The following is a 14,452-nucleotide window of genomic DNA, read 5'->3' on the forward strand; positions in this document are numbered from 1 at the left end:
ACAATATCTAAGTTCAGCGATTTCCACATCTGAAAAAATAGACAAAATGGGTCTGGAATTTGTACTCACATCAAAAATACCAGTCCTTGATGTAAACAGAGAACAACTTGAAAGGGAATCTATACTATTACAGGAGATAGTGCATAATTTATTTCCAGACCACAATATTTAAAAAATATGTTTTAATACCTCCTGGTTAGTATCTATGTCCCCGCCACTTTTATACGTACTTTCTCCCCCAGATATTTCTTTTGGTTCAGTACCTAAAATAAAAGGGAGAATATAACTCTCCTTTGTATTAGGACCTGCAAGTTTTCCATTTTTTGCATCTATTCTCGCCATTATTATCCCAGGGGGTTTTTTAAAATCCTCTAAAGGATAATCTTTTTCTACTTCTTTTCTGTATTTAACAAAGATTGGACACGCAGCCCTGGATCCAGTTTCATATTTTCCCATTGGAGCAGGCACGTCAAAACCCACATATACACCTGTTAATAGATAAGGAGTAAATCCCATGAACCATGCGTCCTTTTGTTCATCTGTTGTACCAGTCTTTCCAGCAATTGGTCTTTTTAGCGCTTTTGCCCTCCACCCTGTACCGTACTTTACAACCTGCTGCATTAAGTAGTCCATGATATATGCATTTTGGGGAGTTATGGCCTTTTTTATTATAGGCTTTATGGTCTCTACCTCTCTGCCAAATGAATCTTTTATCTCTTTTATTATTATTGGATCTATTACTGTTCCAAGCCTTGCAAATCCAGTGTAAGCCTTACATAGATTAAACAAAGACACAGAGGCACTTCCCAGGGCAACAGATAGATTTCTTGGGAAATCTGCCTCAAGTCCCATTTTTTTTGCCCTCTGGATAATTGCATCTATGCCAATTTTCATGGCAATCCTGATAGTAACCAGATTTCTGGAATAAACTAAAGCTGTTCTAAAAAGGGTTGGACCATATATGGTCTTTTCATAGTTTTCAGGCCGCCATGTAGAATTTGTGTGAACATCTCTATACACAATTGGAGCATCTAATATGACAGAAGCTGCTGTGTACCCATGATCCAGGGCAGCTGAATAAACAATTGGTTTAAATGCAGAACCTGTCTGTCTCTTTGCCTGAATTGCCCTATCAAATTGACTGCGGCTAAAATCATAACCCCCAACAAGGGCTAAGACCTCACCTGAGTTAGGATCTAAAGATACTATTGCCCCTTCAACCAAAGGCTCCTGCTCAAGATTTAAAATAATCTCACTATTTTTATCTATCTTATTTAAGGATGCATACACCACATCACCGAGTTTCAATACCTTGGTTGCATCTTTTATTTTTGGGACTTCTTCTGGTGCCTTTTCAGGATCTATTTTTCTACACCATGACATTGATTTAACAGGGATAAAACCAGTGTAGTTCCCAAATCTCACCTTAGCACCTTTTTTTTCAACCCTGGTTACAACAACTTTTATCCATTTACCTGCTTTTAGATCTTCCAGTAATTTTTCTGAATCCCTATTTAAAAATTTATTGATATTAGCCCTGGTTAAATGGTCAATTGGTCCCCTAAAGCCACGTCTTTTGGTAGAAGCTATAAGCCCTGCCTTAATAGCCTTTTCTGCTGCTATTTCATGTTTTATATCCATTGTTGTATACACGGAAAGTCCACCGCAATAAGTTCTATCCTCTCCATATCTTTTGATCAAAAATCTCCTTACCTCCTCTAAAAAATAAGGTCCTATCTTCCATGAGGGATCGTTCATTTTCTTCAATTCAATGGGATAGTTAAGGGCATCATCGTAATCTTGTTTTGTAATCATCCCAAGTTTCAACATTCTATTTAGCACATACTTTTGTCTAATCTTTGCCCTATATAAATGTTTGTATGGATTGTAATAAGAAGGGGCCTTTGGAAGACCAGCAAGTAAAGCTGCTTCAGCCAGACTTAAGTCTTTTGCATGTTTTCCAAAATATGTCCTGGCAGCAGCTTCAACTCCGTAGGCACCTGCACCAAGATATATTTGCGTAAGATATATGGTGAGTATCTCATCTTTGGTCAAATATTTCTCCAATCTATATGCAAGTATAGCTTCCCTGATTTTCCTCTTATAACTCCTCTCAGGACTGAGTAATATGGATTTAACCACCTGTTGGGTGATTGTTGAACCCCCTTGCACTATTGTACCAGCCTCTATATTTTTAATAGCTGCCCTCAAAATCCCCATAAAATCAATTCCCTTGTGGTGATAAAATTCACTGTCCTCTGCAGCTATAAATGCATTTTTAACGTAAGGGGGTACATCTTTTATGGAAAACAAAAACCTGTTTTGTTTGTAAAAATATCCAATGACTTTGTTATTGCGCGAATAGACTGTAGTGGTGAGACAGGGGCTGTAATCTGTGATCTTCTCAATTTTGGGAAGCCCCTTTGATATCCAAAGATAACCACCAATTATAAATCCAGCTCCCAACAATGCCAGTGTTAAAAATAATAGAACAATAATTTTTATATATTTCATTTTTTCCAAAAACTAAAGCCCATTAAAGGTAAGTCTGCCTTTTCCAAGGAGATCATGTAGATGAACAATACCCTTTACAACCATATTATTATCAACAACAGGAAGCACAGTAATCTCTGCCTGTTCCATGATATCCAGCATCCTTGCTCCAGTCTCTCCTTCCCTTCCAAATCTGGGATTTTTGGTCATAAAATCTTTAACAATACCATCTAAATCCAGTGTATTTTTGACCACCATGCGCCTTATATCGCCATCTGTAATAATCCCTTTTAATCTATTCTTTTCATCAACCACAATCACACATCCAAGGCCACCTTTATCAATGAGCTCAATGGCATCTTTTAATTTTGTATTAAGGTAAGCAATAGGCAAATTATCCCTCTGCATTATCTCATTTATGTCCATTGACAGCCTTCTTCCCAGATCACCACCAGGGTGAAATCTCTTAAAATCCTCTTTTTTAAATTCCTTCCACCTGGTCAATGAAACTGCTATTGCATCTCCAAGGGCTAAAGTAGCAGTGGTAGATGCAGTTGGCGCAAGGTTTAGGGTACACGCCTCCCTTGGCACAAAAATAGACAGAACAAAATCACTCATTTTTGCCAATGTAGAATCCCTTTTTGCCGTGAGGGCAACGATCTTAAGCCCAAGGCTTTTTAATACTGGAATTATAGCGTTTAGCTCGTCTGTCTCCCCACTATTTGAGATTGCAAGCACCACGTCTTCTTTTTGTATCATGCCCAGATCACCATGTGCCCCTTCAACAGGGTGCAGGAAAAACGCAGGTGTCCCTGTACTGCTTAAAGTAGCTGCAATCTTTCTCCCAACAAGACCTGATTTACCGATTCCAGTTACAACTATTCTTCCTTTGCAGGATGCAAGTAATTTCAAGACACTGTAAAATTCCCTGTCTAAATTTTTTTTGACCTCTAAAATACCTTCAACTTCTATATCCAGGACTTTTCTTGCAAATTCCACCCACTCATCTGGGGAACGCCCCTTCATCTTTGATGATCTCCTTGTTTTACAGTGATCAGTGTGTGTGGTCAGTGTGAGGTGAATAACACACACAGATCACACACACAAATCACACACAAGTTAAAATCTATTTATCAAAAACCAATTTCCCATATTCTTTGCATGGCTCAATTGGATAATTACCAGTAAAACACGCAAGACAAAAGTTATCTTCACCATCTACCGCCTTAAGAAGGCCATCAAGGGAAAGGTAATGAAGGGAATCAAGTCCAATGAACTTCTCAATATCTTTGACCTCATGGTTTCCAGCAATAAGTTCTCCTTTAGAAGAAAAATCAATTCCATAAAAGCAGGGAAATTTTATTGGAGGACAACTGACCCTCATATGAAGTTCCCTTGCTCCTAACTCCCTCAATTTTTTTATCCTTGTCCTTATTGTAGTTCCCCTAACAATGGAATCTTCAATAATAACTATTCGTTTGTTCTTTATCATCTCTTTTACTGGGTTTAATTTCATCCTCACCCCAAAATCCCTCATGTCCTGTGAAGGCTGTATAAATGTCCTTCCCACATAATGATTTCTTATCATAGCATTTTCATAAGGGATTAAAGACTTTTGGGCATATCCAACTGCAGCATATACCCCTGAATCTGGAAATGGCATACAAAAGTCCGCTTCAACAGGCGCCTCTTCTGCTAGAGCCATTCCCATCTTCTTCCTTGCCACATAAACATTCTTGCCAAATACAACAGAATCTGGTCTGGCAAAATATATAAGCTCAAATATACATGCACGTCTGCCTGGTATTTCCTTGGTCAAAGAATAACTCTTTAGATGCCCCTTATCAATTACTATCATCTCACCAGGTTCTATTTCCCGCAAATACTCAGCTTCCATAAGGTCTAATGCACATGTCTCAGAGGATAACACATAGCTTGTACCCATCCTGCCTAATACCAGAGGTCTAAATCCGTGAGGGTCTCTTAACCCAATAAGCTTATCGTTCACTAGCATAACCAATGAATATGCCCCTTTCACTTTGGCACATGCAGAAATTATAGCCTCCTCTATATCCTTTGAACACATCTCATGGGCAATTAAGTGGACAAATATCTCACTGTCCATTGTAGTCTGAAACAGGGAGCCTCTATTTTCGAGTTCTTTTCTTAATGAAATAGTATTTACCAAATTTCCATTATGCCCAATTGCCATGTGAATACCTTTAAAATACGTAATAAATGGCTGGACATTTCTAAGTAATGATGCGCCAGTTGTAGAATAACGCACATGTCCAATGGCAATATTTCCTTTTAACTCTTTAGAGAGATGTCTTTCATTAAACACTTCAGCAACCAGACCCATGCCTCTCTCTTCCCTTAATTTCTTCCCATCCCACGTAACTATTCCAGCCCCTTCTTGCCCCCTGTGCTGCAGGGCATATAGTCCAAAATATGCAAGCCTTGCTGCTTCTTTGTGATTATATATGCCAATTAGTCCACAGGATTCTTTTTTCATTTATTTTTCTCCACTATAGTATTCCTGAATAGAACGAACCTGATATCCTTTGCCCTGTTTAAGTTCTTTTAGGGCCATAACCATTGCCTTGGCTGCTGCCACTGTAGTAGTATAAGGGATGTTGTAAAGCAGGGTAGCACGCCTAAGAGAAGAAGAATCCCTTGCTGTGAGTTTACCTGACTTGGTATTTATAATCAGGTCAACTTCTCTGTTTTTAATCATATCCAGGATATTGGGACGGCCCTCATATACCTTGTTTACTATTTTAGGCCTCACACCATATTTTTCTAAAAACCCAGCAGTCCCTCTTGTTGCAACTAGTTCAAAACCAAGTGCTTCAAAACCCTTTGCAACCTCTACAATCTTTGGTTTATCTCTATCATTTACTGAAATAAATACCCTACCCTCTTTAGGCAGGATCTGACCAGCTCCAGCCTGTGCCTTTAAAAAGGACATACCAAAACTAAGGTCAATGCCCATAACCTCACCAGTTGACCTCATTTCTGGGCCTAAAAATACATCTACCCCAGGGAACCTATTAAATGGAAGTACCACTTCTTTAATGGAAGTAAATCCCCACCTTCTCTTTGACCAGGGATCCAGTTCTTTCAAGGTATGTCCCATCATCACATATGTGGCAAACTTTGCAAGGGGCACTCCAGTTGCCTTGGATACAAAGGGCACTGTCCTAGATGCCCTGGGATTTACCTCAAGGACAAAAATCTCACCATCCTTAATTGCATATTGAATATTCATAAGTCCAACAACATTTAGCTCTTTTGCAAGGGCCACTGTCATATGGTGTATCTGTTCTTTTATCTCATCAGACAATGTATGGGGCGGGATAACGCATGCAGAATCCCCTGAATGGATCCCTGCCTCTTCAATATGTTCCATTATACCAGCAACATACACATCTTTTCCATCTGATAAAGCATCCACATCTATTTCTATTGCATCTTCCAAAAACTTATCCAACAATATAGGGTGATCTGGACTGATTACCACGGCTTCTCGAAAATAGGACCTTAATTCAGATTCATCATAAACAATCTCCATGGCCCTGCCACCAAGCACATAAGATGGCCTCACCACAAGGGGATATCCTATATCTTTTGCAAGTTTAATGGCTTCTTCTTCTTTGGTTGCTGTTGCATTAACAGGTTGCTTTAGATGAAGCTTCTGGATCAATTCCTTAAAACGCTCCCTATCCTCCGCCCTATCAATACTATCAGGGGAAGTTCCAAGTATGTTTACCCCAGCCCTCATTAAGGGCACTGCAAGATTTAATGGTGTTTGTCCCCCAAATTGGACTATTACGCCATAGGGTTTTTCCTGTTCAACAATATTTAAGACATCCTCAAAGGTTAAGGGTTCAAAATAGAGTTTGTCTGAAGTATCATAATCTGTACTAACAGTTTCTGGATTGGAATTTACCATTATTGTCTCTATGCCAAGCTCTTTTAATGCAAAGGATGCATGCACACAACAATAGTCAAATTCTATCCCCTGACCTATCCTATTTGGACCACCACCTAAGATCATAACCTTTTTTCTATCTGTTATCCTTGCTTCATTCTCTTTTTCATAGGTGGAATAATAATAGGGAGTATATGCCTCAAACTCAGCCGCACAAGTATCAACCAATTTGTATGTGGGATTAATATCTACAGATTTTCTTAAATTTCTTATAGACAGCTCATCTAAGTTTAAGCAAAGACCAAGCTGTTTATCAGAAAAGCCCAGCTCCTTTGCCCTTTTTAACATATAAAAATCTTCTTCATCTTTAAAGGCAGGGGATTTCTTTGCCCATTTTTTTAATTTATTTTCAAAATCCACAATTTCTCTTATTTGTCTTATAAACCATGGATCAATATATGATTCTTTGTATATCTCCTCATCTGATAAACCAACCATTATAGCATATCTGAGATACTGGACCCTGTTTGAATTAGGGGTCCTCAATTTATTTAAAATTTCTTCTTTTGAAGGGATGTTATCATCTAGTTTAGAGAGTCCAATATGGCCTGTTTCTATTGACCTAAAACCCTTTTGTAAGGCCTCTTTAAAGGTACGGCCAATGGCCATTGTCTCCCCTACACTCCTCATGGAAGTTGTGAGCTCATCCTTTGAGCCTGGAAATTTTTCAAATGTAAATCTGGGAATTTTTACCACAACATAGTCAATAGATGGCTCAAAAGAGGCAACAGTTTCTTTGGTGATGTCGTTTGGGAGCTCATCTAAGGTATAACCCACTGCTAATTTTGCAGCTATCTTTGCTATTGGAAAGCCTGTGGCCTTAGACGCCAGGGCAGATGACCTGGAGACCCTTGGATTCATCTCTATTACCATTAACTCTCCAGTATCTGGATGCACAGCGAACTGGACATTGGATCCACCTGTTTCAACTCCTATAACCTTCATTATATCAAAGGCTGCGTTTCGCATTATTTGATATTCCCTGTCTGTTAAGGTCTGGGCAGGGGCAACAGTTATGGAATCTCCTGTATGGATGCCCATAGGGTCTAAATTCTCAATAGTACAAATAACAACACAGTTGTCGTTTTTATCCCTCATAACTTCTAATTCAAATTCCTTCCACCCAAGCAGGGATTCTTCTAACATAACTTCTGAACTCATGCTAGCAGATAGACCCTTGGCAGCTATTTGCTCAAGTTCTTCAATATTATAGGCAACTCCTCCACCAGTCCCTCCCAAAGTGAAGGCGGGTCTCACAATTATTGGAAATGGGATGTGATTAGCTATTTCCCTGACCTCATCTAAATTCCTCGCTATTCCACTTTTTGGGACCTTGAGCCCAATTTTGTCCATTGCCTCTCTAAAGAGTTCTCTACTCTCAGCCCTTTTTATTGCATCGAGTTTTGCGCCAATCAATTCAACCCCATACTTTTCTAAAACACCCATCTCAGCCACTTCCACAGCTATATTAAGTCCTGTTTGGCCACCAAGGGTTGGAAGGAGTACATCTGGTCTCTCCCTTTTAATTATCTCCTCAACAATATCTGGGGTAATAGGCTCAATATAGGTCCTGTGGGCCATATCAGGATCAGTCATGATAGTTGCAGGATTTGAATTTATTAAAACAACTTCATAACCCTCTTCTTTTAGGGCCTTTATGGCCTGGGTCCCTGAATAGTCAAATTCACATGCCTGACCAATAATGATTGGACCAGAGCCAATTAGCAAAATTTTCTTTATATCTGTTCTTTTTGGCATAAATGTAACCCTTTTTTTAACCCACTTTTAGTAGAGTTAAATTAGTTGTTAATATTTTTTCCAAAAAACATAAGGCTACTTATACTTAATAGGTTTTATCCGCAAGGAAACTCGACCATCCCTATACTCTATAATGTTAAATTGGGCAAGGAGCTTAAGTGCCCTCTCAATAACATCCCATTCAAGTAAAGTATATCTTGGAAGTCGTTCTCTAAGACTTGACAATTTACCCCTTGAGTCCAAATAATAAAGGGTAGCTAATACATATTTTATCTCAGTGTCCAATTCTTCTATTTTATTTATCTGTTTCCAAATGGAGTCTGGAAGCTCAAGAAGGGGAGTTAGGCCTATTTTCTTTATTAATTTCCCCATGTATTATTATCCTCTAAGAAATTTTGAAAAATCCTTGATTAGAACTAAAAATTAGTTAAAAATATTAGCATGGATAGACAGGCAAATCAGCTCATCTACCAGATTTTGTAATAGACATTTAATCAGCTAGCAAGACAAAAAAAATTTCCTCAGAGGTAAAATTATGGAGCAAACAAATTATAAGACCATTCGCCAGTTAAAAGTAAATCAACGGGCAAAAATACTTGAAATAAGGGCTAATGGAGAATTAGGGAGAAGAATCAGGGACATGGGAATTGTTCCAGGGGTAGAATTAATGGTAGTTGGAAGGGCTCCATTAAAAGACCCTGTTGCAATAAAGATAAATAACTTTACAATTACCCTGAGGAATAATGAAGCAGATCACATTATAGTTGATACAAACTTATAATCATTAAAAAGACATGAGTTATGAAACACAATCTAAAACAAATAAATGAATATTGCTTTGAAATCCCAAAACAGGGAAAGATGAGGGTGCCAGCAAGGTTGTTTGGGGATAGAGAATTAATAGAAGAGCTGGAGCCAAAGGTATTTGAACAAGTTGCCAATGTAGCCACCTTGCCTGGAATTGTAAAGGCCTCTTACGCAATGCCAGATGCACATTGGGGTTATGGATTTCCAATAGGAGGAGTTGCTGCGTTTGACCCTGATAAAGGTGGAATAATCTCTGTTGGAGGAATTGGATATGATATCTCATGTGGAGTGAGGACATTAATTACCAATTTATCAAAGGAAGAGGTGGAAAGTAAGCTTAATTTAATTGCAACTACCTTATTTAAAAGAATTCCTGCTGGGGTAGGATCTGAAGGTCTTATTAAATTATCTGAATCTAAACTAGATGAAGTGCTTTTAAAGGGTGCTCACTGGGCAGTAGAACACGGATATGGGTCCAAGGAAGACTTAGAATTCATTGAAGACGGTGGTATGATAAAAGGGGCCAAGCCTGATAAGGTCTCTTCTACTGCCAAAAAAAGGCAAAAAAGACAGATTGGCACCCTTGGTTCTGGAAATCACTATCTGGAAATCCAATATGTATCAAAAATATATGATGACAAAACAGCAAAGATCTATGGCCTTAAAAAAGGCCAGGTAGTAGTGACTATACACTGCGGCTCAAGGGCACTTGGCCATCAAATTGGCACCGATTATATCCATATCTTAATGAAGGCAGCTGAAAAGTATGGAATTTATTTACCAGAAAGAGAGCTTGTTTGTGCGCCAATATATTCTAAAGAAGGGCAAGATTTTTACGGAGCCATGGTGTGCGGCATAAATTGCGCCCTGGCAAATAGACAGGTCTTAACTCATCTTGTGAGAGAGTGTTTTTTTGAAGTATTTCCAGGAGCCACTTTGACCCTTTTATACGATGTTAGCCACAATACCTGCAAAATAGAGGTGCACAAGATTAATGGGCAAAGCAAAAAATTATTTGTCCATAGAAAGGGCGCCACCAGGGCATATCCCCCAGGATCTTTAGAGATTCCAGATAAATACAGAGAGGTTGGACAGCCAGTTATAATTGGTGGAACAATGGGAACTGCATCTTATATTCTTGCTGGAAATAAAGGGCAACAAGACCCTGCGTTTTATTCTGCATGTCATGGAGCTGGAAGGTCTATTAGCAGACGCCAGGCAACCAAAAGATGGAAGGGAAAGGATATAATAAAATCCCTTGCACAGCAGGGAATAATTATAATGGCTGCAAGCAAAAAGGGAGCTGCAGAAGAGGCTCCAATGGCTTATAAGGATGTAGATAAAGTAGTAAATTCTACCCATGAAGCAGGACTTGCAAGAAGGGTTGTAAAACTAAGGCCCATGTGTTGTATTAAGGGATAAATGAATGGAGGTAAAGTTCGTGATTCGTGATTTGTAATTCGTGATTCGGGATTCGGAAACCGTGAACAGTGATTCGTGATTCGGGAACAGAAAGAGAGAAAAGTAGTGAACCAATATACCAATACACTAATACACCAATATACCAATAATCGTGATTTGTGATTCGTGATTCGGGAACAGAACAAAAAGAGAAGTAACCCAATACACCAGTAAACCAATATACCAATACACTAATACACCATTAACCGTGATTATTGAAAAAATTCTTTGCAGTGCATGCTTACTTGGCTTAGCCTGCAGGTATGACGGCAACTCAAGGCCAAACAATAAAGTTATTGAGCTTATAAAAGACTATATTTTAATTCCTGTTTGTCCAGAACAACTAGGCGGCCTACCCACCCCACGAGAATGCTCTGAAATCAGCGAAACAAAGGTTTTCACCAGATCAGGCAAAGATGTAACCCAAAATTTTATCCATGGAGCAAAACAGACTGTATATATTGCCAAGCTTCTTGGAATAAAAAAAGCTATCTTAAAACAATACAGCCCTTCTTGTGGATGTGGAAAGATATATGATGGGAGTTTTAGGGGGAAAATAATTGAGGGAGATGGTATAACCACTAAACTTTTGAAAGAGGAAGGAATTTTTGTTATTAGTGATGAAAATATAAAGGCAATTTTTTCAAAATAATAACTTACAAACAAATACCCATTTTTTTATTGCTACATACTTGCAAAAAGAGTAAAGTTATAAACGTAAATTTCAGAAAAGGGGCCTAAAAATGAAAAAATTAGTATTTACATGTTTGATATGTTGTATGTTATGTCCTTTTAAGGGATTTGGACTAAAACCAATCAAAAAAAAGAAAAAAAATATTTTAAAAACTCAAAAAAATTTTTTGCAAAAAACCGGTATTATAAAGGACATAAACAATAAGCATTTGAGCATATATATGTTGAATGGTTCTGTCGCAATTTTTAAAATTAGCAATAATTGTAGGATAAGGGGAAGAAAGGAAAATATTTCTGAATATAAAGAGCAACAGTATTTAAGTATGAAAAATTTCCTTAATAAAGGTTACAAAGTAACAATTTTTGTAGATCCTAAGGATAAGTTGGTCAAACTTATTTATATAAAGGAGATCCCACAATGAAATCAATTTTAAGATTGATTACAATAAATGTGATTTTTCACGTAGCCTTATCTTATGGGGGCACAGTATTTATGGGAGATTATTGTGCTACTCCCCCATTTTTAAGCCAGTCAATTTATCCAAATGTACTTTTAATTTTAGACAATTCTGGATCTATGAATGAATTCGCATATAAAGAGAGTAGTGACTGTAGAAGTTGGAATGGTGCAGTACAGACAGTATATACAGGTTATAATGTATCTACAACCTATTATGGATATTTTGATCCAAATAGTTATTATGATTATGACACAACCAATGAGTATTTTTATAAATCTTCAAGTGGAAGATGGAGCGGAAATTTTTTAAACTGGCTTACTATGAGAAGAATAGATGTAGCTAAAAAAGTCTTGATTGGAGGGAAAATAGATACAGGAACAAGTTATGTATTAATTGGACAGACTCCTGATAGGGATTTTAGAAAAATTTATGATGATACTAGTTCTCCCTATCAAACTCCATTCCATGATTCTCTATACTTCTATTTTTACAGTTATAGCGGTTATTTATATTTTTCAATCAGACCATACAATGGAAGGGATTATACAGGATGTGTTGATATTGATGAATCTTCGTCATTTGGTACTTTTAGGGTAGCATTGAAGGTTTCCTCCAAACCAGACGGATTAATTCAAAGGACGTGGGACAGGATGAGATTTGGTCTGGAAGTTTTTAATTATGACAACGGAGGACGGATAATATCGGATATAAATGGGCCAGGAACCAATAATCCCTTAATTAATGAAATAAACAATGTTGCTCCAAGCACATGGACACCCCTAGCTGAGAGTCTATATGAGGCAATTAGATATTTTAAAGGCGATTCTTCTGCTTATAACTCAGGTAGTTATACGTCACCTCAACAATATCGGTGTCAAAAGAATTTTGTAATAATGATAACTGACGGAGAATCCACCAGAGATACCAATGTACCTGGTACTTGTTTTTCTGGATCTGTTTCAGACAGTAACTTTGATGTGCAGACTTACATGGATGATATTGCCTCTATTGAAGGATATTCCTCTCAAAAGTGTTCTAAAGCAAATTACTCTGATGGTACATACTATTTAGAAGGTGTTGCCTATTATGCTCATACCAATGATTTGTTATCCTCATTTGGTGGTATTCAAAACCTCACTGTATATACTGTGTTTTGTTTTGATCAATCAAATACTGCGAAAGAAATATTAAAAATGACAGCAAAATATGGAGCTTTTGTGGATAAAAACAACAATTATATTCCAGACTTGCAGTCTGAATGGGATGAAGACGGTGATGGAATTCCAGATGCCTATTTAGAAGCTCAAAATGGATACATTTTAGAGACTGCATTGAAAAACGTGTTAACAGACATATTGAAAAAAACAGCTTCTGGTACCTCTGCCTCTTTGTTAACTAAAAAGACTAGAGTTGGAAAAAACTTAATCCAAGCAGTTTTTTATCCTAAAAAACAATTCTCTTTAAATGAAATTGATTGGGTAGGATATTTGTATAATTATTGGTTTTATTTAAATTCATATACATCAAATATAAGAGAGGACACTATATCCAATAAAGCTCTTGATATATGTAGTTCTGGTTCAATTGGAGGAGATTTAATCTTAAACTTTTTAATTGATAATTCCACTGGTGATTTAAATATAGAGGCCTATAATAGCGATTGTTCTGGCACAAATTCCTCAATTAATACTACCTATATGTCATTGGATAATATAACTCCTGTATGGGAGGCAGGTGAAAAATTAAAGAATGTAAATTCTACTCAGAGAATTATATACACATATACAAACAATACTAGACCCAACGAAGCTAAAGACCTAGAAGAGCTAACTAATTTAAATTCTACATTTTCTTTTTTATTCGGAGATGAAGATGGAGACGGAATAATAGATAATGAGAGTAGTTCTTTTGGTACTCTCATATATTCACCTATTACTTATAATGATTTAAAAAATTACATTTATGGAATAGACATATCAGGATTTAGAAATAGAACATCAGATGGAAACAATGTTTGGAAACTTGGTGATATAATATATTCTACCCCAAAAATTGTTGAATATGACGACTATTCTGTAGTGTTTGTTGGAGCTAATGACGGAATGTTACATGCATTTAAATTAGGCAAACTTCGATATGATGGACTTGCTGCCTACCAATCAGTAAAACTTTGTAACGACAAAGGTGGCTTATGTAATACAAATGAATTAGGAAAAGAACTTTGGAGCTACATCCCGAAAAATTCCCTACCATATTTAAGGGCCCTGGTAGATACCAAGTATTGCCATTTATATTATGTGGACCTTATGCCATTTATAATAGAATTAGATACTGATAGTGATAAAAAAATAGATAAAAGAATACTTATAGGTGGCATGAGGCTTGGAGGTGGTGTTGGGTGTTCAGGTACTAATTGTGTAAATCCACCGTTAGATACGTGTCCTTCTCCAGCAACTTATAACCCTGCAACCAATAGTTGTATTGGACTGTCCTCATACTTTGCCTTAGATATAACTAATAGTACTTCGCCAAAATTTTTATGGGAATTTACAGATCCTGAACTCGGTTTTACTTATTCAGGCCCAGCTTTAATAAAAAAAGATGGTAATTATTACGTAATGTTTGCTTCAGGACCAACTAATTATAACGGTGAATCTGATCAGGACTTAAAACTTTTTGTTTTACAATTAAATAGTGATCCCTCTTTAAATAGTTTTTTTACCATATCCTCTGTTTATAAAATAGATAGTTCTGTTTCTTCAACACTTTCGCCTTTTAACAAATC

10 protein-coding genes are annotated in these 14,452 nt (G+C 37.1%); 5 read left to right on the plus strand and 5 right to left on the minus strand.

All coding sequences use genetic code 11. The features are described 5' to 3' along the window. Positions 1-168: 168 nt before the first annotated feature. From ACY2V1_RS06095 to ACY2V1_RS06115, 5 genes are all read right to left on the minus strand, one after another. Positions 169-2,514 carry a penicillin-binding protein 1A gene (locus ACY2V1_RS06095; RefSeq protein ID WP_461833910.1) on the minus strand — a complete coding sequence of 782 codons (2,346 nt, stop codon included), beginning with the start codon at positions 2,512-2,514 and terminating at the stop codon, positions 169-171. Between the two features lie 12 nt (positions 2,515-2,526). Next, the gene (locus tag ACY2V1_RS06100) at positions 2,527-3,519 is read right to left on the minus strand and encodes a KpsF/GutQ family sugar-phosphate isomerase (protein WP_461833911.1); all 993 of its coding nucleotides are present in this window, start codon (positions 3,517-3,519) and stop codon (positions 2,527-2,529) included. Positions 3,520-3,619: 100 nt separating this feature from the next. Continuing rightward, the gene (gene purF / locus ACY2V1_RS06105) at positions 3,620-5,008 is read right to left on the minus strand and encodes an amidophosphoribosyltransferase (protein WP_461833912.1); all 1,389 of its coding nucleotides are present in this window, start codon (positions 5,006-5,008) and stop codon (positions 3,620-3,622) included. Then, on the minus strand, positions 5,009-8,245 hold the full coding sequence (carB, locus tag ACY2V1_RS06110; protein ID WP_461833913.1) for a carbamoyl-phosphate synthase large subunit: 3,237 nt from the start codon (positions 8,243-8,245) through the stop codon (positions 5,009-5,011). Positions 8,246-8,320: 75 nt separating this feature from the next. Then, the gene (locus ACY2V1_RS06115; RefSeq protein WP_461833914.1) at positions 8,321-8,617 is read right to left on the minus strand and encodes a hypothetical protein; all 297 of its coding nucleotides are present in this window, start codon (positions 8,615-8,617) and stop codon (positions 8,321-8,323) included. Positions 8,618-8,780: 163 nt separating this feature from the next. Between ACY2V1_RS06115 and ACY2V1_RS06120 the strand changes: the two genes are divergently transcribed. The 5 genes from ACY2V1_RS06120 to ACY2V1_RS06140 all read left to right on the plus strand — a co-directional run. Beyond that, the gene (locus ACY2V1_RS06120; RefSeq protein WP_461833915.1) at positions 8,781-9,026 is read left to right on the plus strand and encodes a FeoA family protein; all 246 of its coding nucleotides are present in this window, start codon (positions 8,781-8,783) and stop codon (positions 9,024-9,026) included. Positions 9,027-9,046: 20 nt separating this feature from the next. Then, positions 9,047-10,474: an RtcB family protein gene (locus ACY2V1_RS06125; protein WP_461833916.1), complete on the plus strand. Its 1,428-nt coding sequence runs from the start codon at positions 9,047-9,049 to the stop codon at positions 10,472-10,474. A 247-nt stretch (positions 10,475-10,721) separates the two neighbouring features. Next, positions 10,722-11,165 carry a 2-thiouracil desulfurase family protein gene (locus ACY2V1_RS06130; protein ID WP_461833917.1) on the plus strand — a complete coding sequence of 148 codons (444 nt, stop codon included), beginning with the start codon at positions 10,722-10,724 and terminating at the stop codon, positions 11,163-11,165. Positions 11,166-11,256: 91 nt separating this feature from the next. Then, a complete protein-coding gene (locus ACY2V1_RS06135) occupies positions 11,257-11,628 on the plus strand; it encodes a hypothetical protein (RefSeq protein ID WP_461833918.1) in 372 nt (123 codons plus the stop codon). Continuing rightward, positions 11,625-14,452, plus strand: a 2,828-nt coding sequence (locus ACY2V1_RS06140; RefSeq protein WP_461833919.1) for a pilus assembly protein, incomplete at its 3' end; no start/stop codon positions are given. The genes ACY2V1_RS06135 and ACY2V1_RS06140, both read left to right, overlap by 4 nt.

Source organism: Desulfothermus sp. (genome assembly GCF_053993635.1).